The 23,092-nt window shown below is 60.2% G+C and carries 21 protein-coding genes; 1 reads left to right on the forward strand and 20 read right to left on the reverse strand.

The genetic code is table 11. The features are described from left to right. Positions 1–26: 26 nt before the first annotated feature. The 9 genes from IMCC20628_RS20425 to IMCC20628_RS20465 all read right to left on the reverse strand — a co-directional run bounded on the left by IMCC20628_RS20425 (position 27) and on the right by IMCC20628_RS20465 (position 9,714). Positions 27–1,637, reverse strand: a complete 1,611-nt coding sequence (locus tag IMCC20628_RS20425; protein WP_047031729.1) for an ABC transporter ATP-binding protein — start codon at positions 1,635–1,637, stop codon at positions 27–29. Continuing rightward, positions 1,634–2,497 (reverse strand): ABC transporter permease, encoded by an 864-nt coding sequence (locus IMCC20628_RS20430; RefSeq protein WP_197078352.1) that lies wholly within the window; start codon positions 2,495–2,497, stop codon positions 1,634–1,636. Before IMCC20628_RS20430 ends, IMCC20628_RS20425 begins: the two co-directional genes overlap by 4 nt. Next, positions 2,494–3,444, reverse strand: a complete 951-nt coding sequence (locus tag IMCC20628_RS20435) for an ABC transporter permease (protein ID WP_047031730.1) — start codon at positions 3,442–3,444, stop codon at positions 2,494–2,496. The genes IMCC20628_RS20430 and IMCC20628_RS20435 overlap by 4 nt, the downstream gene beginning before the upstream one ends. A gap of 70 nt (positions 3,445–3,514) precedes the next feature. Continuing rightward, entirely contained in the window at positions 3,515–5,005 is a 1,491-nt protein-coding gene (locus IMCC20628_RS20440) for an ABC transporter substrate-binding protein (RefSeq protein WP_047031731.1), read from the reverse strand. A 36-nt stretch (positions 5,006–5,041) separates the two neighbouring features. After that, positions 5,042–6,349: an acetylornithine deacetylase/succinyl-diaminopimelate desuccinylase family protein gene (locus IMCC20628_RS20445; RefSeq protein ID WP_047031732.1), complete on the reverse strand. Its 1,308-nt coding sequence runs from the start codon at positions 6,347–6,349 to the stop codon at positions 5,042–5,044. Positions 6,350–6,412: 63 nt separating this feature from the next. Further along, positions 6,413–6,742, reverse strand: a complete 330-nt coding sequence (locus IMCC20628_RS20450) for a septal ring lytic transglycosylase RlpA family protein (protein ID WP_047032823.1) — start codon at positions 6,740–6,742, stop codon at positions 6,413–6,415. Positions 6,743–6,924: 182 nt separating this feature from the next. Next, positions 6,925–7,797 (reverse strand): SDR family oxidoreductase, encoded by an 873-nt coding sequence (locus IMCC20628_RS20455; RefSeq protein ID WP_047032824.1) that lies wholly within the window; start codon positions 7,795–7,797, stop codon positions 6,925–6,927. 47 nt (positions 7,798–7,844) lie between these two features. Then, entirely contained in the window at positions 7,845–8,990 is a 1,146-nt protein-coding gene (gene queG, locus IMCC20628_RS20460; protein WP_047031733.1) for a tRNA epoxyqueuosine(34) reductase QueG, read from the reverse strand. 31 nt (positions 8,991–9,021) lie between these two features. Further along, complete coding sequence (locus IMCC20628_RS20465; RefSeq protein ID WP_047031734.1) at positions 9,022–9,714, reverse strand: glutathione S-transferase family protein; 693 nt, start codon at positions 9,712–9,714, stop codon at positions 9,022–9,024. Between the two features lie 191 nt (positions 9,715–9,905). Here IMCC20628_RS20465 and IMCC20628_RS20470 point away from each other — a divergent pair, with 191 nt between their 5' ends. After that, positions 9,906–10,709, forward strand: a complete 804-nt coding sequence (locus IMCC20628_RS20470; RefSeq protein WP_047031735.1) for an undecaprenyl-diphosphate phosphatase — start codon at positions 9,906–9,908, stop codon at positions 10,707–10,709. A 127-nt stretch (positions 10,710–10,836) separates the two neighbouring features. Here the strand turns inward: IMCC20628_RS20470 and IMCC20628_RS25485 are convergent, their stop codons facing one another. The 11 genes from IMCC20628_RS25485 to IMCC20628_RS20520 all read right to left on the reverse strand — a co-directional run bounded on the left by IMCC20628_RS25485 (position 10,837) and on the right by IMCC20628_RS20520 (position 22,963). Further along, complete coding sequence (locus IMCC20628_RS25485; protein WP_197078353.1) at positions 10,837–10,989, reverse strand: hypothetical protein; 153 nt, start codon at positions 10,987–10,989, stop codon at positions 10,837–10,839. A 235-nt stretch (positions 10,990–11,224) separates the two neighbouring features. Beyond that, positions 11,225–11,944: a sulfite exporter TauE/SafE family protein gene (locus IMCC20628_RS20475; RefSeq protein ID WP_047031736.1), complete on the reverse strand. Its 720-nt coding sequence runs from the start codon at positions 11,942–11,944 to the stop codon at positions 11,225–11,227. 62 nt (positions 11,945–12,006) lie between these two features. Further along, on the reverse strand, positions 12,007–12,987 hold the full coding sequence (locus tag IMCC20628_RS20480; RefSeq protein WP_047031737.1) for a complex I NDUFA9 subunit family protein: 981 nt from the start codon (positions 12,985–12,987) through the stop codon (positions 12,007–12,009). 252 nt (positions 12,988–13,239) lie between these two features. Next, on the reverse strand, positions 13,240–13,533 hold the full coding sequence (locus IMCC20628_RS20485) for a DUF1330 domain-containing protein (protein WP_047031738.1): 294 nt from the start codon (positions 13,531–13,533) through the stop codon (positions 13,240–13,242). A gap of 19 nt (positions 13,534–13,552) precedes the next feature. Further along, positions 13,553–14,281: an orotidine-5'-phosphate decarboxylase gene (gene pyrF, locus IMCC20628_RS20490; protein WP_156174597.1), complete on the reverse strand. Its 729-nt coding sequence runs from the start codon at positions 14,279–14,281 to the stop codon at positions 13,553–13,555. A 90-nt stretch (positions 14,282–14,371) separates the two neighbouring features. Continuing rightward, the gene (locus IMCC20628_RS20495) at positions 14,372–14,953 is read right to left on the reverse strand and encodes an NAD(P)H-dependent oxidoreductase (RefSeq protein ID WP_047031739.1); all 582 of its coding nucleotides are present in this window, start codon (positions 14,951–14,953) and stop codon (positions 14,372–14,374) included. 91 nt (positions 14,954–15,044) lie between these two features. Beyond that, positions 15,045–15,635: a phospholipid N-methyltransferase PmtA gene (gene pmtA, locus IMCC20628_RS20500; protein WP_047031740.1), complete on the reverse strand. Its 591-nt coding sequence runs from the start codon at positions 15,633–15,635 to the stop codon at positions 15,045–15,047. Positions 15,636–15,747: 112 nt separating this feature from the next. Then, positions 15,748–16,875: a molecular chaperone DnaJ gene (gene dnaJ, locus IMCC20628_RS20505; RefSeq protein WP_047031741.1), complete on the reverse strand. Its 1,128-nt coding sequence runs from the start codon at positions 16,873–16,875 to the stop codon at positions 15,748–15,750. Positions 16,876–16,971: 96 nt separating this feature from the next. Further along, entirely contained in the window at positions 16,972–18,897 is a 1,926-nt protein-coding gene (dnaK, locus tag IMCC20628_RS20510) for a molecular chaperone DnaK (RefSeq protein ID WP_047031742.1), read from the reverse strand. A 253-nt stretch (positions 18,898–19,150) separates the two neighbouring features. Beyond that, the gene (locus tag IMCC20628_RS20515) at positions 19,151–21,346 is read right to left on the reverse strand and encodes a transglycosylase domain-containing protein (protein WP_047031743.1); all 2,196 of its coding nucleotides are present in this window, start codon (positions 21,344–21,346) and stop codon (positions 19,151–19,153) included. 225 nt (positions 21,347–21,571) lie between these two features. Then, positions 21,572–22,963, reverse strand: coding sequence for a M20/M25/M40 family metallo-hydrolase (locus IMCC20628_RS20520; RefSeq protein WP_047031744.1), 1,392 nt, complete (start codon positions 22,961–22,963; stop codon positions 21,572–21,574). Positions 22,964–23,092 lie beyond the last annotated feature (129 nt).

The following is a 23,092-nucleotide window of genomic DNA, read 5'->3' on the forward strand; positions in this document are numbered from 1 at the left end:
GTGTCCTTTCGTTTAGCCTTCGCCGCTCAGCGTTCCGGGCTGGCGAGGGCTGCTTCCAGCGACGGTGTGGCAGCCACCAGCGCTCTCGTATAGGGGTGTTGCGGATTGCGGAATATGCTCTCGGTCTCGCCCTGCTCGACAATCCGGCCATCTTTCATCACCAGCACCCGATCGGTGATGGCGCGGACAACAGACAAATCATGCGAGATGAACAGATAGGACAGGTCGAGCCTGTCGGAAAGATCCGCCAGAAGATCGAGAATCTGGGCGCGGATCGACACATCCAGCGCCGAGACCGCTTCGTCCAGCACGATCAGCGCCGGTTCGATGATCAAGGCCCGGGCAATGGCAATGCGCTGCCGCTGACCTCCGGAAAATTCGTGAATGTACTTGTCGGCGTCGCTTGACGACAGCCCTACTTCGGTCAGCGCCCTGTCGATCCGAAGCTCCATTTCTGCACCACTCGGCGGTGATTTCAGAAGATGGAACGGTTCCGTAACAAGACGGCGCACCCGGTGGCGCGGATTGAAAGACCCGTAGGGATCCTGAAACACCACCTGCATCCTGGCCCGAAGCTCCGGATGCGGACCGTCGCCGGCGCTGGAGACCACATGGCCGTTGAGGCGGATTTCACCGCCCTGCAACGCATCGAGTGCGAGGATGGCGCGAGCCAGCGTGGACTTGCCGCAGCCGGATTCGCCGACAAGCCCGACATTTTCGCCATGATGAATGTCGAATGCGACGGAATCGACGGCGCGAAACGGCGGCCTGCGAACAAACAGGCTGCGGCGCGGTTGCTGATAGTCGCGTACCACCTGGCTGACCGACAGGACAGGCGTGACCGATGGTTCCGGTTTGCGGCCACGGTCCGGCACATGCGCAGACGCCGAAAACAGGGCACGTGTATAGGGATGGCGCATCTCACGGAAAATCTCGCGCGTCGGTCCGGCCTCGACCACGGCGCCGTCCTTGAGGATGGCAATCGTATCGGCCAATCCGGCCACCACAGCGAGATCATGGGTGATCAACATCAGCCCCATGCCCTCTTCGCGCACGAGCTGCCTCAGCAAATCGAGGATCTGGGCCTGGGTGGTGACATCAAGCGCTGTGGTGGGCTCGTCGGCAATCAGAACCTTGGGCCTGAGTGCGATGGCCTGGGCGATGACCACGCGCTGGCGCTGGCCGCCGGAGAGATCATGCGGATAACGGTCGAGCGGAAACTGCGCTTCAGGCAGGCCGACGCGGTCCAGCATGGCTCTTGCGACGGCATAGGCCTCGCGGCGGCTGGCGCCGGTGTGCACCCGCACGGTTTCGGCCACCTGATCGCCGATCGTGCGCACCGGATTGAGCGCTGTCATCGGCTCCTGGAAAATCATACCAACATCGCGGCCGCGCATCTGGCAGAGTGCGGCCTCATCCATGGTCGCAAGATCAGCGCCGCCGACGGTGATGCTGCCACTCCAGCGGCTGCCGCGCGGCAGCAACTGCATCACCGACAGCGCAGTCATCGATTTTCCCGAGCCGGATTCGCCGACAACGCCGAGAATCTGCCCGGGTTCGAGCCTCAGGTCGATATCATGCAGCACGGTGTTGCCGTGGATCTCGACCTTGAGATTGGAGATACTGAGCGCGCTCATCCGCGTCCGTGCCTCAGCCTGGGATCGAACAGGTCGCGCAGGCCATCGCCCATCAGATTGAGCCCGAGCACGGTGATGATGATGGCAAAGCCGGGAAACAAAGCCATGTGCGGCGCCAGCGAGATCAGCGTCTGGGCATCGGCCAGCATCCGGCCCCAGCTCGGCAGCGGTGGCTGCGCGCCGAGACCGACATAGGCAAGCGCTGCTTCAGCCAGAATGGCCAGCGAAAACTGGATGGTGCCCTGGACGATCAGCAGATTGGCGATATTGGGCAGGATGTGCTCGGCGGAAATGCGCGCCTTGTTCTTGCCCGCGACCCGTGCAGCGAGAATGAAATCCCGGGTCCACAGCGACAAGGCCGCACCGCGCGCCAGCCGCGCGAACACCGGCACGTTGAAAATGCCGATGGCGATGATGGCGTTGATCGCGCCGGGGCCGAACACCGCAGTGATCATGATCGCCAACAGCAGCGAAGGGAACGCGAACACCAGATCATTTCCGCGCATGATGATTTCATCAACGAGACTGCCACGGCGGGCCGCCGCATAGAGCCCCAACGGCACACCCAGCGAGATGCCGATCCCGACCGCGACAAAGGCCACCGCGATCGACACGCGGGCGCCGACCATGATCATTGAAAACATGTCACGCCCGAAGTGATCTGTCCCGAACCAGTGTTCCAGTGATGGGGTCTGGAGTTTTGTGGCAATGGAGAGCTTGGTCGGATCAAACGGGGTCCAGACAAAGGAGATCAGCGCCAGCAGGATGAAAAACCCCGAAAGCACGACACCGACGACAAACGCCCGGTGACCCAGAGCCATTTGTAGAAGAGAGCGGTCAGTGGAATCCGCCGTGTTCATCGTCTGTGCCTCCGCAATCGCGGATCAGCGGCGGCGTAGGCGAGGTCGACCAGAAAGGTGACGGTGATGACGGCGAAGACCAGCAAAATCACCACAGACCGGACGACAATCAGATCGCGCTGGGTGATGGCCTGAAAGACCAGCCGGCCGAGGCCGGGCAGATAGAAAACGTTCTCGATGATGATGCCGCCGGCCAGCAGGAACGAAAATTGCAGGCCAAGAATGGTCAGCACCGGGATCAGCGCATTGCGCAGCGCGTGCCGCCACAGCGCCTGGCTGCGGCTCAAGCCCTTGGCCCGGGCAGTGCGCATGAAATCTTCTTCCAGCGTGTCGATCAGCGAAGACCGCATGACCCGCGCCAGAATCGAGGCCTGCGGCAGGGCCAGCGCGATGGCCGGCAGCGTCAGCGCCTTCATGGCAATCCAGAAGCCGGCGTCCCATCCGGGAAAACCGCCGGCCGAGAACCAGCGCAGATTGATGGCAAAGATCAGCACCAGGATCATCGCAAACCAGAAATTGGGGATAGCCACGCCGAGCTGGGTCGCGCCCATGACCGAGAGATCGGCGGCGGAGTTGCGCCGCGAAGCGGCAAGGATGCCGGCAGGGAAGGCAATCACGGTCGACAGCGCCAGCGCATAGAGCGTCAGCGGCAACGAGATCATCACCCGTTCGGCAATCAGTTCGGACACCGGTACCCGGTAGGTGTAGGAGACGCCGAAATCACCCTGCAACAGCCCCGCCACCCAGCCGAGATAGCGCAGCGGCAAGGGGTCATCGAGGCCAAGCTGGGTGCGCAAGGCGGCCACGGCCTGAGGATCGGCATTGATGCCCATCATGAAGGAGGCCGGATCGCCCGGCACGGCTTCCATGACCAGGAAAATCACGAGGCTGGCCGCGATGAGGCTGAGCGACAGCGACAGCAAGCGCCTGAGCAGATAGGCGGTCATCGGGCATGGTCCAATCGCATGAGTGCATAAAGGCCGGACATCGGTCCGGCCCTCATGTCTCGATCAGGTGTCAATCTTCCCAGTAGACACCGGTCATGTCGTTGGCCTGGGTTGGCGAGTTGGGCCAGATGCCCTTGAGCTTGGCGTTGGAAACGCCGGTGCGAGCCAGCTGGAACAGATAGGCGTTGACATAGTCGTCAGCAATTTTCTTCTGTGCCGCCTGCATCAGCTCGGTGCGTTTGGCCGGATCGGTGGCCTTGTCGAGATCCACCATGATCGCCTTGAAGTCCGGATCGCCGTACTGGAAATAGTAGTCATCACGGCCATAGATCCCGATATCCATCGGTTCGGTGTGGGAAACAATGGTCAGGTCAAAATTCTTGGCCTTGAACACATCGTCGAGCCATTGCGCCCATTCGACATTGGTAATTTCGGCAGTGATGCCGACTTCACGCAACTGCGCAGCGATGATTTCACCGCCACGACGGGCATAGCTTGGCGGCGGCAGTTTCAGGCTCAAGGTCAGATCCTTGATACCGGCTTCGGCCAGCAGCGCCTTGGATTGCTCCGGATCGTAAGCCGATTGCGCAGTCAGGTCGACATAGGCCGGGTTGTGCGGGGCAAAATGGGTGCCGATCGGTGTTCCGTAGCCGAACATGGCGCCATCGATGATCGCCTGGCGGTCGATGGCATGGGCGATCGCCTGGCGCACCAGGATGTTGTCGAGCGGCGGCTTCTTGTTGTTCATGCCCAGTATGGTTTCGCCTTCGGACGAACCGATAATCACCTCAAAGCGCGGATCGGCCTCGAACTGCACCAGGTTTTCGGGTGCCGGGAAGGCCGGATAGGCATCAAGATCGCCAGCCATCATCGCGGCAAATGCCGCTGTCGGGTCGGAGATGAATTTGAAGGTCACATGATCGAGCTTGACTGAAGTGCCCCAGTAATCGGGGTAACGGTCGAGATCGACGCGATCGCCCTTGACCCATTCAGCCAGTTTGAACGGGCCGGTGCCGACCGGATTGGCCGCGTTGTCGGCAGCCGACTCAGGCGCAACAATCACCGCGTCGCCCCAGGCCATGTTGAACAGGAACGAGCCGTTCGGCTTGGACAGGGTGATCTTGACGGTGGCCGGATCAACCGCTTCAACCGAAGCGATGTCGGCAAACAGCGCCTTCTGGGCATTGGTCGAATCGTCAGCACGGGCCCGGTCGAGCGAGAACTTGACGTCTTCGGCGTCAAAGGCCGAACCATCGTGGAATGTCACGCCGGTGTGCAGTTTGAATGTGTAGGTAAGACCGTCTTCGGAAATCTCCCAGCTTTCGGCCAGTGCCGGAAGGATTTCACCATCCGGGCCAAAGCGGGTCAGGCCTTCAAAGACATTGGCGTAGACCACCTCGTCAATTGCAGCCGCAGCGCCGCCGGTCGGATCGAGATTCGGTGGCTCGAGCTGCATGCCGATGGTGGCGTCCATCTTGGCGGCGGTTGCCGGCGTGACGCCGAGCGCCAGTCCCAGCGCAAGTATCGAAACGGCTGCAGCCGCGATCGGGTTCTTCGTCATGTCAGTTTCCTTCGCTCCCGTTGGCACGGCACTGTCTTATGCGCGTCCGTGCAAAAGATCGTCCAGAGCGAAGGCCATCACCTTCGCTGAATCAATCATGTCGTCGATCCCGACATATTCATCCGGCTGGTGTGCCAGATCGAGTATGCCGGGGCCATAGGCAATACAGTCTTTCAAGCGGCCAATCCGGTCAATATGTTTCTGATCGTAAGTGCCCGGCGAGACGACATGGACCGGTTCGCAGGACAAAGCCGAGCGAATCCCCCGCTCGACAGCCTTGACCACGGGAGACTCCACCGAGGTCATGGTCGGGCTGACCTGCCAGAGCTCCTCGAAATCATAGCGAAATCCCGGCCTCTCGGCCTTCACCCGCTCGAGCAGTGCCACGATCTCCTCGCGAACCTCATCGGCCTGTTCCTCGATCAGGTAGCGCCGGTCGATGACCATGCGGGCCCGGTCCGGAACGCAGGCAGAAGGAAAGCCGGTGAAACCGGCATCCGGCTCGGCCTGGCCGCCATGCAGCGAATTGATGTTCATGGTCGACTGCCGGGCACCGTCAGGCACCACCGGCATGGCGGTGCGTTTTTGGGCCAACGCCGGAAACAGCGATATTTCCATCTCGGCTATGACCGCGCCCATGTGGCGCACGGCGCAATCGCCGAGAAACGGCATCGAGCCATGGGCAATGCGCCCATGGGTACTGATTTGCGCCCACATGACGCCGCGATGACCGAGGCAGATGCGGTCCTTGTTGAGCGGTTCGGGAATGATGACGTGCTGGACCCGTTCGGGGGAGAAGTAACCCTGTTCGGCAAGCCAGGCGACGCCGCCATAGCCGCCAGTCTCCTCATCAGCCGTTCCGGAGATCTCGATCGCGCCGGGATAATCGGGCCACAGCGCAACAAAAGCTTCCGCCGCAATGATCGAGGCAGCCAGCCCGCCTTTCATGTCGCAGGCACCGCGACCATAGATCTTGCCATCGGACACGGTTCCGGCAAAGGGATCAAAGCTCCAGCCGGAGCCGGTCTCGACCACATCGATGTGGGAATTGAAATGCACGCAAGGGCCGGAGCGGCCGCTTTCGCGGCGGGCGATCACATTCCAGCGGGGATGGCGCTCACTGTCGCCGGGCGTGCCGATGGCGCGCAGCAGTTGGATGGCAAAGCCGGATTTTTCCATGCGGCGAGCAAGGTATTCGCAAATGTCGCGGTAGAACTCGCCGGGTGGATTGAGCGTCGGAATCCGGATCAGATCCTGGGTCAGGGCGACGAGATCATCGCGCCGGGAGATGATTTCCCGGGACAGGGCCTGCTGCCTGTCAGATTGTTCGACGGCCTGCGCCATGTGAGCTCTCCCTGCTGCCGCGCCACAATAGCGCGACAGGCAGGTCTGGCAAGCCGGGAAAGTTCAGGAAACGACGCGAAAACAGACCTTTGCAACACCAGCATTGATCATGCCGAGATGTCCGGCCGCCGCCTTGGAGACATCGATGATGCGTCCCTTGACGAAAGGGCCGCGGTCGTTGATGCGGACGATGACGGATTTGCCATTGCCCGGGTTGCTGACCTCCACTTTGGTGCCGAAGCTCAGACGCGGATGGGCAGCGGTCAGCTTGGAAGGATCCATGCGTTCACCGGAAGCGGTGCGCGAGGTCAGCGCATACCAGGATGCGCGACCGCAGGACGGCGCAGCAGCAGAGGCCGGGCTGAATGTTGTGAGCGTGGTTACAGCGGTCATGACGGCTGCAAGGAACAATCCGGAGGCCCGTGCGTTAAGCTTTGTTGACGTCAAATTCTCGATCCTTTTGGTTGAGGCCGTGTGTTGCACACCGAACCGGACCAAAAAAAGATCAGGGAAATCACTTGTTGTTTCTGTTTGTTGCAGTGCAACAGAACCTATAGTGCACTGGACTGCCGGGGTTACCCGGCCCAGTTGCCATTGTGCCAGAGCGAGTCCAGACCAGACTCATAGTCCGGATTGAGAAACTCATATCCGGCGGCCTTGATCCTGGCATTGGCTACCCGCTTGTTTTCACCGTAGAAAGACCGCGCCATCGGCGACAGATCAGCGGTGTCGAAGTCCATTTCCGGCGGCGGCGCAACGCCCATCAGCCTGGCGGCATATTCAACAACATGTTGCGGCGGCGCAGGCCTGTCATCGGTCACATTGTAGATCCCGCCCAGACACTGCCGCGCCAGCAAGGCGGTGGCGCCGCCAATATCAGCGACATGGATCCGGTTGAACACCTGACCGGGCTTGATCAGCCGCCGCGCCTTGCCGGCCTGCATGGTCTTGAGCGCGTTGCGGCCCGGACCGTAAATGCCTGAGAGGCGAATGATGGCAAGCGGCACACCGGCCTCTGCCGCCAGGCGGGCCCAGTGGTCTTCGGCCGCGCGGCGTGCCACCGAGCGTCTGGACACCGGCCGGCACGGCGTGTCTTCATCGACCCAGGCGCCGCCGTGATCGCCATAGACTCCGACCGTGGAGAGATAGCCGGCCCACTCCAGTTTCGGCAGAACCTGCTTCAGCCCGCTGGTCAAATTCTCGAGCACCGGGTCACCGTCGTCGTCGGGCGCAATCGACATCAGGAGATGGGTGACCTCGGCAAGCGCCAAGCTAAGGTCTTCGGTAAGACTGCCACCACCGTAGAGGAACGGGGACAGGCCAGCGGCGCGCAGAGCGTCAAAGCGGGCTTCGCCACGGGTGGTGCCGCCGGCAAAAGCACATTCGCCGGCCAGCGCGCGGGCTATGGCAAGACCGGAAAACCCGGCACCGAAAATCATCAGGTTCATCTGGCAATCCATCCTTTCATGAAATTTCGGCGTCCGGCATCATGGTTTCACGGATCCGGCGTCAGCGCGATGCGCCATTCGGCGCGGACATCATCGTCGGTCTCAGTGCCAGCCTGCGCCTGCAGGCCCTGCATGTAGTCCGATCCAGTCAGTTGCGACAGGGCCCAGACCGCAGCACCCCGCACCAGCCCCGAGGCATCGCCCAGCAGCACCTCGCAGTCTGGCACCAGGCTTTGATCTTCGCTGTTGCCAGCGGCAATCAGCACGTTTCGCAGAAACCTGTCGCGGCCGATCCGCTTGACCGGAGAACCGGAGAAAAATGTGCGGAACGTCGCATCGTCCAGCTTCAGGAAATCGCCAAGCGGCGGCGACAACAAATCGTTCCGCGCCATCAGCTTGGCCTCGTGCGAAGCCACCGCATATTTATTCCAGGGACAGGCCGCCAGGCAATCATCGCAGCCATAGATGCGGTTGCCGATGGCGCGGCGGAACTCGTGCGGAACCGGACCCTTGTTCTCGATGGTGAGATAGGAAATGCAGCGCCTTGCATCGATCTGGTAGGGCGCGGGGAAGGCATTGGTCGGGCAGGCATCTAGACAGGCCCGGCAGGAGCCGCAATGATCGGTTTCGCCGTCATCAACAGGAAGTTCAACGGTGGTGAAGATCGAGGCGAGAAACAGCCAGGAGCCCTGCGTGCGGCTGACCAGATTGGTGTGCTTGCCGATCCAGCCCAGTCCCGCCGATTGGGCCAGTGGCTTTTCCATCACCGGGGCAGTGTCGACGAAAACCTTGACGTCGCCGCCCGAACGGGAGGCGAATTTGCCGGCCAGCTCTTTCAGTTTGCCCTTGATCAGGTCGTGGTAATCGCGGTTGCGGGCGTAGACTGAAATATTGGCGCTGGATTTTCGCTCGAGATTGGCAAGCGGCTCGCTCTCCGGGCCGTAATTCATTGCCAGCATGATCACCGATCGGGCTTCCGGCCATAAATTGCGCGGGGCGCTGCGGCGTTCCACCGTTTCGGCGATCCAGGCCATCGAGCCATGCCGGTCGAGATCAACGAAGTGATCCAGCCGTTCACGCAATTGCGGATCGGCATCGGCGCCGGTCACGGCAAGGTCGCAAAACCCCAGCGCCCTGGCCTCGTCACGCAGGAAAGTCTTGAGCCGCGCCGCCCTTGCGTCAGTGATGACCATGGACGATTCGGGGCCGGAACCAGTCATCGAGCTAGAAATCGAGATCGGCGTAGTGAGCAACCGGTGGCAAATTTCGAATCCGGTCAGTCAACAGCGGCCTGAACGAGGGGCGGGACTTGATGCGCTGGTACCATTCCTTGGCTTGCGGATACTCGTTCCAGTCGATCTCGCCAAGATAGTCCATCACCGACAGCGCAGAGGCGGCGGCAAGATCGGCATAGCTCATCCGGTCGCCGGCTAGCCAGGTGCGGGAGCCTGCAAGCCAGGACAGATATTTCATGTGCTGGCGGATGTTGGCGCGGCCGGTGCGCAGCATTTTGGGGTCTGGCGCGCCGCCACCATTGCTTGACGGCAATTGCAGCTTGATAAACCGTTCGCGGACCAGCGGACGCACAACATCCTGCTCGAACTTGACCAGAAACCATTCCATCAATCGCCTGATTTCGGCGCGGCTGAACGGATTTTCGGCCAGAAGACGGCGGTCGCGCTTGAACACGCCAAAGGATTCATCGAGCCACTCGGCAATGACATGCGGTCCACACAAGGCGTGGCCGTTGTCGGTCACCAGAACAGGCAGGGTTTCAGCCGGATTGAGCTTGAGAAACTCCGGGCGCCGTTCCCACGGAAGCTCCTCCTTCAGCTCGGCTGCAAAATCGACCTCGCTGAAACACACTCGAACAAAGCGGGAGGCGACGGACACTGTGTGATGATAAAGAACTGGCATTGTTAAAGCTGGACATGCTCTCGTTGGCGGGGTGCGCGGGACTGGTCAGATTCCGGAAAATAGAGCTATAGGGATTGGCCCACCGCAAGACAAGCGAATCACTGATCGGATATTGGCGACTCCTTTGTGGCGAAATCGGGCGATCAACCCGCAATGAGCGGAAATCAGTCGAGACAAGGACGGGCACGAGCATGAACGAGTCGACAATTGTGGGGGCTTTTCTTGGCCTCATCGAAGGACTTACCGAGTTTGTCCCGGTGTCTTCGACGGCGCACCTGCTGCTGGCCGGTCATTTTCTCGGTTTCAAATCTCCCGGCAACAGCTTCGAGGTGCTGGTTCAGCTCGGCGCCATATTGGCAATCCTGTCGGTTTATTTCGCGCGGTTGTGGAAGCTTGCCATGGATCTTCCTTCCAGCGCCACGGCGCGGCGATTTGTCGGCGCCATTTTACTGGCTTTCCTGCCTGCAGCGGTGATCGGTGCATTCGCGCATGGCTTCATCAAGTCGGTGCTGTTCGAATCAACCGCGCTGATCTGCTGGGTGCTGATCGGCGGCGGCGTGATTCTCCTGATGATCGACCGGATGAAACTGACACCCAAATACACCAATGTGATGGATTATCCGCTGCCACTGGCATTCAAGATCGGACTGTTCCAGTGCCTGGCTATGATTCCCGGAACCTCCCGCTCCGGTGCGACCATCGCCGGCGCGCTTCTGATGGGCGCCGACAAGCGGTCAGCCGCGGAGTTTTCCTTTTTCCTCGCCATGCCCACAATGGTGGGCGCCTTTACGCTGGATCTGTACAAGAATTACGACAAGCTGGCCTATGATGATGTCGTCACCATCGTGGTCGGCTTCATCATGGCGTTTATCGCCGGCGTGATCGTGGTTCGGGGCCTGCTCGATTTTGTCTCGCGGCACGGCTTTGCGGTGTTCGCCTGGTGGCGCATCGTCGTCGGCACACTCGGCCTCATCGGCCTGTGGCTGCTGGGCTGAACCCAACCGGCCTCAGCCATGTCCGGCTGAGAGCCATTTGACAGCCGGATCGGCGACGACCAATCCGTGACCTGCGCACTGGCGATCAGGTGGATTCACCCGTTCCGGACAGAATATTTCCTGAAATTCAGTTGGCGATGGTCTGAACAGCGCAGGGATCAACACCATAGGCAGGGGTGCAGCCCTTGGGCGAGTGGGCGACACTGCGTGGCGCGAAAGCTGATGCGGACAAAATCACCACAATTGCGAACGCGAACGCGGTTACCACTGTTTTACCCATGAACTCAATTCCCGACCTGTTTTCAACTCAACACTACAATTGACCATCTGGCAAAAGCACGTGGCAGTCGATTTTCGACTCTGCAGCACCCGTTCTGGTGTGCCCGTTCCCCTGACGCTTGCGCGCCGGGCCGTGCTCTCCGAGAGAAGCAGAGGCGGATTACGCCACGTTGGCTGCCCGTTCAAGTCCTATTCCTGCAAGGCCGCACTTATACCGGCAGAAACTTAAACCAATGCTAACCATGCGCCATTCCGGCAACACCGCGCCGGATCAAATCGATGGAAAGCACGGTCAGGCAGACCTTGAAAATCAGTTGAAAGCGGTTCTCGGGGGTCTTGCGCAGGATATTGGCACCGACCCAGGTGCCCGCCAATCCAGTGAGAATCATCGCCGCAATCAACGGCAGCCACGGCGCAAAGGCAAAACCGGCCAGGGCAAAAGCAATGGTCTTGACCAGATGTTGCAAGCTCATAACGGCGGCCGTGGTGGCCTGAAACCGCATACGGTCGGGAAACGTCTTGGACAGAACCACGGCGTTTAACGGGCCCGTTGCGCCAAAGATCATTGTCAGGAATGTGGTGATCGCACCTGTCACTGCGAAACCGGGCAGTCTGATCGCCGCCAGACGGGGCAACCGCATCCATGTGATCAACAGGATGAAAAACCCGAGTATCGCCTTGAGCACAGGATCAGACAAGGCGCCGACCGCGGTGCTTCCGGCCCAAGCCCCCGGAATGGCGCCAACAAGAAAAGCCGCCAGGCAGGTCCAAACGACATGATTGTGCAAAATCGCCGCGCGACCGACATTGGAGCCCAGTTGCACCACGCCATGCAGCGGAATGATGGCTGCCACGGGGACGAGATATCCCATCACCGCCAGCATCGCGATACCGCCGCCCATACCCGCCGACACGGTCAGCGCCGAAGTGAAAAAACTTGCAGCGATCAGGACCATCGCGACCCAGGGCTCAAGCCCGGACGGCGCCACAGTTGCAAACAGCGAGACCAGATCGGCGCTCAGGCTTCGCTCCCCGTGCCGCTATACTGGCCGTGCGGACGGTAGCGGGTGAGGTAACTCGGCAGGATCGCCTCCACGGTGGATGGCGCAATTCCCATACCAGCCAAAGTGCGGCTCTGACTTGTTGCTTCGGCGGAGACAACATTGTCAGTCTTGAGCAGAATGACCTGATCGCCGGTCAATGGCGGGTCAATCAATGGAATGAAGCTGGCGATCTTGCCAATCATCGACGCCAGCGCCCAAGGCAATGTCACCAAAGCGCGCTTGCGGTGCGTGATCTTGAGGATCTCCTCAAGGCATTCCTTGAAGCTCATCACGCGCGCTCCGCCGAGTTCGTAAATCGTTCCGCCAATCAGCTTTCCATCGACGCTGCGCGCGACGGCTTCCGCGACATCTCCGACATAGACCGGCTGGAATTTGGTTTCGCCGCCACCGATCAGCGGCAGGGCCGGTGCGAAGCGGGCCATTTCAGCAAACTTGTTGAAAAATCCGTCTTCCGGGCCAAAAACGATCGAGGGACGCAGGATCACTGCGTCAGGCAGGATCTTAGCAACGGCAGCCTCCGCGAGACCCTTGGATCTGGCGTAATCAGACGCTGATTCGGCATCGGCGCCAATGGCCGAGATATGGGTCAGTCTAGCGCCTGCAGCACGGGCTGCTTCGGCGACCGCGCGGGCGCCAAAACCCTGGACCGAATCAAAGGTATTGCGTCCGGACTCGAAAAGAATACCGACGCAATTGACGACATGATCCGAACCCTGAACCGCCCGGTCTACCGAATCACGGTTTCGCAAATTGGCCTGGATGGCGACAATCTGGCCAACTCCTCCCAGGGGTTGAAGATGACCGGCGAGATCGGGTCGGCGCACCGCAACACGGATCCGGTAACCGCGGCGGGCAAGCGCGCGTACCACGTGGCGGCCAACAAAGCCGGACCCGCCGAATACCGTGACGAGCTTGGGTTGGTTCAGCGATGTCATCTGTGCTCTCCCTGACAGGATCATTGGGGCAGGTGGATATGACTGAAGCGCCGTGCGTCAAATCTAACGCAAATACGCGCTGCAGCAGGAATAATCTGGTGCTCGGCTTTATCCCCAAATCGATGCCGCTGCGAGGATAAATGCAATTGGTCAATCAACTGCGACTGCAGTCCATCCAAGCTCATAGTCAATAACGGCGCCAAGGTGAAGGGCAAAGCCTGCACCAAATGGATCAGACCGCGTTCACATGCATCAGGCGTCATGACCCTTGATGACGATCAGTTCGCCATCAGAGAATTTCTGGCGGATCGAACGGGCCTTCTGATAGGTCTTTGAATTGTAGCAGGCGAGGGCAGCCTCGTAACTGGGGAACTCGATAACGACGTTGCGGGCCCGTGATGCGCCTTCGACCGGGTCAAATTCACCACCGCGGACCAGAAATGTCGCGCCGAACTCCTTGTAGGCTGGCGTCGCGGTTTCGACATAGGCCTTGTAAGCCTCCGCATCATGCACATCGATCCGCCCGATCCAGTATCCCTTGGCCATGATCCCGTTCCTTCCGGTTCTAAAACTGCGCCATTTCCAGGCGGATTGCGCGGGCGGCGGCGGCTGGGTCACTTGCCGCCGAAACAGGTCGGCCGACCACCAGATGCGACGCGCCGGCTTGAAGAGCCTGTGCAGGCGTCATCACCCTTTTCTGATCCCCGTGGTCGGTGCCTGAAGGCCGGATGCCCGGCGTGACGATGGCCATGTCAGGACCAACGATAGCCCGCACAGCCTTGGCTTCGGCGGCCGAGCAGACGATGCCGCCCATGCCCGCATCGCGCGCCTGCGCGGCACGGCGCAGCACCAGTTGTTCGGGGGTATATGCATAGCCGGCTTCAGCAAGATCATCAGCGTCCATCGAGGTCAGGACTGTCACGCCCAGCAGACACAGATTGCTGCCCCGGGCGGCCTCGACTGCGGCGCGCATGGCTTTTGGATAGGCGTGCAGGGTCAGCATATCGACGCCCATGCCAACAACGTTCTCGACACCCTTGGCGACCGTGTTGTCGATATCGAGGAGCTTCATATCAAGGAAGACCTTGTGTCCCGACGCCTTGAGATCCCGCGCCAGGTGCAATCCGCCGGCAAAGGCGAGCTGATATCCAATCTTGAAGAATACCGCTTCATTGCCAATACGCGTCACCAAAGCCTCGGCTTCGGCAACCGTGGGCACGTCGAGCGCGACAATCAAGCGCGGGTCGATGATTTCACTGGCAGGCACAGATTGATCAAGCACTGCATTTTCCATGATGCATTCCCTCCGTGTTTTCCGGTCCTCGCATGAAGACAAAAGCTTCGCAACCCTGCTCGAACCGCCGTGGCGGCAATACTTGCCGGCTCAGCGGCTGTTCATCATGACGCAATGGGTGATCAGGGACTTACAAGCCTTGGCCAACATCGCCTGTGTGCGCTCGTCGGTAATCCGCCCTTCCTCGTCAAAGGCAGTGGCTGCGGCGCCAACCGAACATTGCTCGCTGATGACCTGTGCGCCAACATTCATCATCACAGGGCGGACATGACCGAGGCACCGAATGCCTGCAAATTTGCCATTGGATGCCGAGCCGAGCGCCACATAACGGCCCGCCCACGGTTTGAACGCACGGTCGCCATCCTTTGAAATCAGACTGACCCAGTCGATCATGTTCTTGAGCAGCGGCGGGATTGATGAATTGTATTCCGGGCAACACAGAAACACACCGTCCTGTGCAGCAATCATGCGCCCAAGCTTCATGGCGTTTTCAGGGATACCCGACTGGTTTTTCAGATCCTCGTCAACGATGGGCAGCGGGTAATCAATCAGCGAGATACGGGTCACATCCGCGCCTTGCCTGGCCAGTTCCACAGACGCCGCAGCAGCCAATCCCGCATTGAAAGAGTTGCTCCGGTTGGAGCCGGGCAAAACCAGGATCTTGGGTATCATCTGCTACTCCGCTGCACTGTCGCCGGTTGAGTGGGACACACTCGTGTCCGTTGCTGCCTGCAAAATGCAGCCATTCGGCGTCTTCTTAAGCTCAAACCGGCCGCCGGTAGATCCACAATCTCGCCGGTGGCACATTTCGCATGACGAAATCGTGGTGCACCACCTCGAAGCTGACGCCGCGCGACGTCACCGGTGATTTCGGGCCATAGGAAAACTGCACGACGGGTCGTCCCGGCGGCAGGCGATCGAGAAGGTCTTCAACCAGTGCAACGCGCTGGGCCATGGGAAAATTGAGCAACGGAATACCGGAGATCACGCAATCAAAGAGACTGGTCTTCAAGCTTCCCAGTGTTGTGCCCAGATCGAACGCGTCGCCGCAAATGAAATGAACTCCAGGGAAATCGAGTTTCAGACGGGCATGGAAATCGGAGGAAAACTCAATCGACACGAGGTCGGACGGAGCCACACCACGGGCCAGAACGGCGCGGGTGATCACGCCCGTTCCCGGTCCCAACTCAAGCACCGGAAGCCCGGACGCGGGATTGATCACCGAGGCCATGGAACGTGCAGTGATCGATGAGGTTGGCATGATAGCGCCGACGGCCTTCGGACCGTGCATCCAGCCTTTGAAAAAACGAATCTCGTCATCAAAATGCTTGGCGATTCGCTCAGGAAAACTCATGCTCACGGCCTGCCCCTCCGGCGTCGGCACCCCATCCAAAATACAATCTACACGACAATTTCTGGATCAAAAACATGGTGTATCCTGAGCAACGCCGGGATGGGCTGCAAGATCAGTCAGTCAATGTATGGAAAAAGCCCTTCATCCGCGAAAAAAAGCCGGTGGATTCGGGACTGGTCTCTTTTGAAGACAATTCCTGAAATTCCGTCAGTAGTTCACGTTGCCGCTTGGACAGTTTCTGCGGCGTCTCGATTGTAATCCGAATGTAGAGATCACCAAATTGAGCCGAGCGCAGCACCGGCATGCCTTTGCCGCGCAGCCTCAATTCCTTGCCAGGCTGGGTACCTTCGGGCACCGCAACGCGTGATCGCGCGCCATCCATCGTGGTGATTTCAAACTTGCCGCCAAGCGCCGCCGAGGTCATCGAAATCGGCACTGAGCAATACAGGTCCGCACCTTCGCGCTGGAACACCGCATGGGGACGAACCGAGAGGAAAATATAGAGATCGCCGGAAGGTCCGCCGCGCATACCGGCCTCGCCTTCGCCGGTCAGCCTGATGCGGGTGCCATCCTCGATGCCGGCCGGGATATTGACCGATAGCGAACGCTCTTCGGTGACGCGGCCCTGGCCAGCGCATTTGGTGCACGGATCGGTAATGGTCTGGCCGCGGCCATGACAGGTCGGGCATGTGCGCTCGACCGAAAAGAAGCCTTGCGCCGCGCGAACACGGCCGGCACCGCCACAGGTGGCGCAGGTGGTTGGCTGGGTGCCGGGCTTTGCGCCCGAACCGCTGCAGACATCACAGGTGATTGACGTGGGAACCCGGATCTGGGCGGTCTTGCCCTCGTAGGCTTCCTCAAGCGAGATTTCCATGTTGTAGCGCAGGTCTGCACCGCGCTCGCGGCCACCGGCCGAGCGTCGGCCGCCACGGCCACCCATCATCTCGCCGAAAATATCCTCGAAAATGTCGGAAAATCCGCCACCGCCGCCGCCCATTCCGCCGGGGCCGCCCTGCTCAAAGGCAGCGTGGCCAAACCGGTCATAGGCCGCACGCTTCTGGGGATCCTTCAGGGTCTCGTAAGCCTCACTGATCTCCTTGAACTTGTGCTCGGCATCGGCATTGTCGGGATTCTTGTCCGGGTGGAATTTCATCGCGAGTTTTCGATAGGCGCTTTTCAGCTCCTTCTCGTCCGCGCCACGCGCCACGCCGAGTGTTTCGTAAAAGTCTACCTTAACCATGCTAATCCGCCGACGTCCTGAGTTAACTTACCGCTACCGGCCGAGATGCCGGGTAGAGACCCGGGAGCTAACTCCCGGGTCCTTTGCGTTCGCCTATCAGGCTGACTTCTTCTCGTCGTTGTTGTCGTCGTCGTCGTTGACTTCCTCGAAGTCGGCGTCGACGACTTTTTCATCGCCTTCCGCCTGTGCATCGCCGTCATCACCTTCAGCCTGGGTCTGCTCGTATATGGCCTGACCCAGCTTCATGGAGACTTCCATCAAGGTCTGGCTCTTTTTCGTGATGTCTTCGGCATCGGCTTCTTCAGCTTCCACCGCGGCCTTGAGGGCTGCGATCGCCTCGGTGATCGCGGTGCGATCCTCGTCGGAAACCTTGTCGCCATATTCCTTGAGCGACTGCTCCGAGGAGTGGATCAGGCTTTCGCCCTGGTTCTTGGCCTCAACCCCGGCACGACGCTTCTTGTCGGACTCGGAATTGGTCTCCGCTTCCTTGATCATCGCATCAATGTCGGCGTCGGACAGACCGCCAGAGGCCTGGATGCGAATCTGGTGCTCCTTGCCGGTGCCCTTGTCCTTGGCAGAGACGTTGACGATGCCGTTGGCGTCGATGTCGAACGTGACCTCGATCTGTGGAACACCGCGCGGGGCCGGCGGAATGCCGACGAGATCGAACTGACCGAGAACCTTGTTGTCGGCGGCCATTTCGCGCTCACCCTGGAAAACCCGGATCGTCACTGCGTTCTGATTGTCTTCGGCAGTGGAGAAGACCTGACTTTTCTTGGTCGGGATCGTGGTGTTGCGGTCGATCAGGCGAGTGAAGACGCCACCAAGTGTTTCAATGCCGAGTGACAATGGCGTCACGTCGAGCAGCAGAACATCCTTGACGTCACCCTGCAGCACGCCGGCCTGAATGGCGGCACCCATGGCAACAACTTCGTCCGGGTTGACGCCCTTGTGGGGCTCCTTGCCGAAGAACTTCTTCACCACTTCCTGGATCTTGGGCATGCGTGTCATGCCGCCGACCAGAACCACTTCGTCGATTTCAGCGGACTGAAGACCGGCATCCTTGAGAGCAGCCTTGCAGGGCCCGATGGTGCGCTGGACGAAATCATCGACCAGGCTTTCGAACTTGGAACGGCTGAGCTTCATCGTCAGGTGCTTCGGCCCGGAAGCGTCGGCGGTGATGAAGGGCAGGTTGATTTCAGTCTGGGCCAGCGAAGACAGTTCGATCTTGGCCTTTTCCGCAGCTTCCTTGAGACGTTGCAGCGCGAGCTTGTCCTTTTTCAGGTCAATGCCCTGCTCTTTCTTGAACTCGTCAGCCAGATAGCCAACCAGACGCATGTCAAAGTCTTCACCGCCAAGGAAAGTGTCACCATTGGTCGATTTGACTTCGAAGACGCCGTCGCCGATCTCGAGGATCGACACATCGAAGGTGCCGCCACCCAAGTCGTAGACCACGATGGTCTTGCCTTCGGTCTTGTCCAATCCATAGGCCAGCGCCGCAGCGGTTGGCTCGTTGATGATGCGCAACACTTCAAGGCCTGCAATCTTGCCGGCGTCCTTGGTGGCCTGACGCTGGGCGTCGTTGAAGTAGGCCGGAACCGTGATGACGGCCTGTTCGACCTTTTCACCAAGATAGGATTCTGCGGTTTCCTTCATCTTCTGAAGAATCATCGCCGAAATCTGAGCCGGAGAATAGTTTTCGCCATTGGCCTCGACCCAGGCATCGCCATTGTCGCCGCGGACGATCTTGAACGAGACAAGTTCCTTGTCCTTGGTGACGGCCTTGTCTTCATAGCGGCGGCCGATGAGGCGCTTGACCGCAAACAGGGTGTTTTCCGGATTGGTGACAGCCTGCCGCTTGGCCGGCTGGCCAACCAGACGCTCGCCATCATCGCTGAAGGCTACCATGGAAGGTGTTGTGCGGGCGCCTTCCGCGTTTTCAATCACGCGGGCGTCCTTGCCATCCATCACTGCGACACAGGAATTTGTGGTTCCGAGGTCGATACCGATTACTTTCGCCATATTACATTCTCCTTGAAGCGAGCTGCCGGGACCCGGTCAGGCGTTCCATCGACAGCCCCTAACGGGACATTACTGAAAACAGGATGACGAACGTCATCCGTCTCCGCTACCCAAGCCAAGGCCGCATCAAAGCGGCGCCCGCTGGAAGCGTTGATGGGTATATAAGAATGTCGCTTCAAGACTGCAAGCGTCACAGCACCACCAGTTGATGAGCTGAAGTTTGTTTTACCGACTCAAGCGACAAGTTTAGGTATTAATTGCCCATCAGGATATCAAGCAGGGTGGTTCTTTTTCCATTCCCGTTCGCGGCATCGCCGCCGCCGATATCGGCAGGCGGGGTCGGAAAGCCCTGCCCGGTGGCGCTTGTTGCATCGCGCGAAACCGGCACCGGCGCCAGATCGCGCACAAGATCGGCCACCGCATCGCCGGCGCCGGAAGCGGGTCCATCAATGGCGACAGGCGGCACCGGTCCGCCAAGCGGCAGGTTGACTGGCGCCAGGCCGGCATGGGCCACCTGCATGAACTGTTTCCATGTCTGGGCAGGAAGCCCGCCGCCGGTAACTTTCTTCATCGGCTTGCCATCGTCATTGCCGAACCAGACACCGGTGGCAAGATTGGCGGTGTAGCCAACAAACAGCGCATCGCGATAGGACTGGGTGGTACCGGTCTTGCCGGCCGCGGGCCAATTGTCGAGCTTGGCGTTGTGGCCGGTGCCTTCCTCGACAACACGCACCAGCATCTGGTTCATCATCGCTGCAACAGCAGGATCTATGACACGCGGCGGATTGTCATAGGTGTTCTCATAAAGCACCTTGCCATCCTGGGTGGTGATCCGGCGGATGACATGCGGCGTCGCCTTGTAGCCGCCATTCATGAACGGCGCATAGGCTCCGGTCAGTTCCAGCAGCGTCACTTCGGAAGTGCCCAGCGCAATCGAGGCATTGGCCTGCAGCGGCGCTTCGATGCCAAGCCGGTGGGCGGTCTTGACCACGGTCTTGGGGCCGACTTCCATGACCAGTTGGGCCGCAACCGTGTTGAGCGAATCGGTCAAGGCATCCGACAGGGTGACCTTGCCGCGGTATTTGTTGTCATAGTTTTCCGGAGTCCACTTGCCGATCTTGACCGGTGCATCGTTGCGCACAGACAACGGTGTCCGCCCCTGTTCCAGTGCTGCGGTGTAGACAAAGGGCTTGAACGCGGAACCAGGTTGGCGCAAGGCGTCGGTGGCCCGGTCAAACTGGCTGGTGGCGTATTCACGCCCGCCGATCAGCGCCCTGACCGCGCCGGTGCCGTCGATGGAGACCAGCGCGCCCTGGCTGACATTGAGCTTGGCGCCATTTTCCTCAAGCGCGGCCCGCAGTGCCTTTTCGGCCTCGTGCTGAAGATTGAAATCGATGGTGGTATCGACGACCAGATCCTCGGTGATCTTGCCGACCAGGTCGGGCAGACGTTGCATGACCAGATCGGCGACATAGTTTTCCGAGCCGGTCCAGTAGCTCTTGGCGCGGACTTGCGGACTTGTCAGTGCGGTGGCGGTTTCGCTGTCGGTAACCACGCCCTGATCGCGCATGGCAGCGAGCACAACCTGCGCCCGGTCTTCGGCGGCCTTCGGGTCACGGGCGGGCGAGAGCCGCGACGGTGCCTTGAGCAGGCCGGCAAGAAGGGCTGCTTCGGCGAGCGAGACATCGCGGGCGGGTTTGCGGAAATAGCGCCGCGATGCGGCCTCGACGCCATAGGCGCCGGATCCGAAAAACACCCGGTTGAGATACATTTCCAGGATCTGGTCCTTGGAGAAGCGGTGCTCCAGCCACAGCGACAGCAGCACTTCCTGGACTTTTCGTTCAATCGTCCGTTCAGGCGACAGGAACAGGTTCTTGGCCAATTGCTGGGTCAGTGTCGACCCGCCCTGAACCAGCCTGCCGGCCATCACATTGGCCATCATGGCGCGGGCCAATCCGATCGGATCGACGCCGAAATGCGAATAGAAGCGGCGGTCCTCAATAGCGATCACGGCTTCCGGAATGTAGGGCGACATATCGCCGAGCAGCAGCGCCTCGCCGCCGGTGGCGCCGCGATTGGCCATGGTCTCGCCACGGACCGAGACGATCTTGACGTTGGGCGAACGGTCGGGAATCGACCAGGTGGCCGCACTTGGCATGCGCGCGCCGTAGAAAATGACCACCCCGGCAATGGCGATGCCGCCCCAGATCGCCAGCACAAAACACCAGTAGATCGCGCCACGCAGCACACCGGCAAGACGGCCACGCGATGTGCGCGCCCTCGACTTGCGGGCTTTCGTCGATGGCTTCTTGCGGCGCTTGGGAGGAGCGGATTTGGACGCGGATTTGCCGGCCACGCGATCATCGGAAAGGGTTCGCGACGTCGCTTTCGAGCGGCCGCCTTCAAAGGAAGGTTCGATGCGGCTTCGGGTGGTTTTCTTGCGCGCCATGAGGGTCCGGATGCTGATGAGTCCCGGCCGGCTTCACATTCGATGCGTTTGCGACAGCGGTCCGGGTTTTGGTTTCACAGCAATTCCGGCTCAAGACATCAGTTGTCTCATTCCGAAACTGCCCGGCGATCTGTGAGCACTCTAAATGCGACGATTTAAGGGGTGGTTAAGGAAACCACCCCTTTCCAGCTCTCGCTATCGGCAATCGAGCCGCAACGTCGAGGTTCAGCGCACCGACAAGGCGTCGAGAATGCGGACCCAGGACCTAATCCCCTTGGCAAAGGAGGTCAGGTCGTATTTTTCGTTGGGCGAATGGATGCGGTCATCGGTGAGCCCAAAACCGCACAGCATCGACTGCAAACCTAGAATGTTCTGGAAGTCGCCAACGATGGGGATTGATCCGCCCATGCCGATCATCACGGCAGGTTTTGGCCATTCATCGGTCAGCGCGGAACGCGCCTTGGTGACCACCGGCGAATCAAACGGCAGCTGGATGGCCGGCGAGCCGCCATGCGGCGCATAGCTGACTGTGCAGTCGGCCGGCAGGCGGGCTTCGACATGGGCGCGAAAGGCCGCTGCCACCTTTTCCGGATCCTGCTTGCCGACAAGCCGGAAGGACACCTTGGCCGAAGCCTGGGCCGCAATCACAGTCTTGAAGCCTTCGCCGGTGTAGCCGCCCCACATGCCGTTGACCTCGGCAGTTGGCCGGGCCCAGGTGAGTTCCAGAACGGAGCGACCCTTTTCGCCAGACGGAACCGACAGCCCGACTTCGCCCAGAAAGTCTTCAGCGGTCCGGCCAAGGCTTTCCCAGCTGGTGAGCACCTGCGCCGGGGTTTCCTCGACACCGTCATAAAATCCCTCAAGGGTCACGCGACCGGTTTCATCATGCAGATCAGCGAGGATTTTTGACAGGATATGCAGCGGATTGGCGGCGGCGCCACCGAACAGGCCGGAATGCAGGTCCCGGTCAGCGGCATGGATCGTCACTTCTTCGCCGACCAGACCGCGAAGTGCAACTGCAATAGCCGGCGTCTCGGTGTCCCACATGCCGGTGTCGCAGACCAGGGCGCACTCGGCCGTAAGTTCGTCGACATTGGCCTTGAGGAACGGCTTGAGCGAGGGTGAACCGGATTCTTCCTCGCCTTCGAACAGAATGGTGATGCGGCATGGCAGAGAGCCGGAGGCTGCCTTCCATGCCCGGCAGGCCTCGACAAAGGTCATCAGTTGTCCCTTGTCATCGGACGAGCCCCGACCAGTAATGGCCTTGCGGCCGGGAGCGATTTCCTTGATCGCCGGTTCGAATGGCGGGTCGACCCAGAGATTGAGCGGATCGACCGGCTGCACATCGTAATGGCCATAAAACAGGTAATGCGGCGCATCGGGTGTTGCGCCGGGATGATGGGCAACCACCATGGGGTGGCCGGTGGTGTCGCGCAGTGTTGCGTCAAAACCCAGCGAGGTCAGCTCATCAACCAGCCATTGGCCGGCACGGCGGCACTCGGGCGCGAAAGCCGGGTCGGTCGAAATCGACTGGATACGCAACAGCCCGAACAGGCGCTCGAGGCTGTCATCGAGATTGGCGTCGGCAGCAGAAAGGGCGGCGGTAAGATCGGTCATGACAAGCTCCGGAGGGGAATCAGATGGTTGCAGACTACAGCCGGTGCCCGCCAAAAGAAAAGCCGCCACGACCGGGGGAAGGTCATGACGGCTCGTTTTTCGGACAAGGACCACTGAGGGGGCGGGGGG

It is taken from the genome of Hoeflea sp. IMCC20628 (genome assembly GCF_001011155.1).
Taxonomy (GTDB): Bacteria; Pseudomonadota; Alphaproteobacteria; order Rhizobiales; family Rhizobiaceae; genus Hoeflea.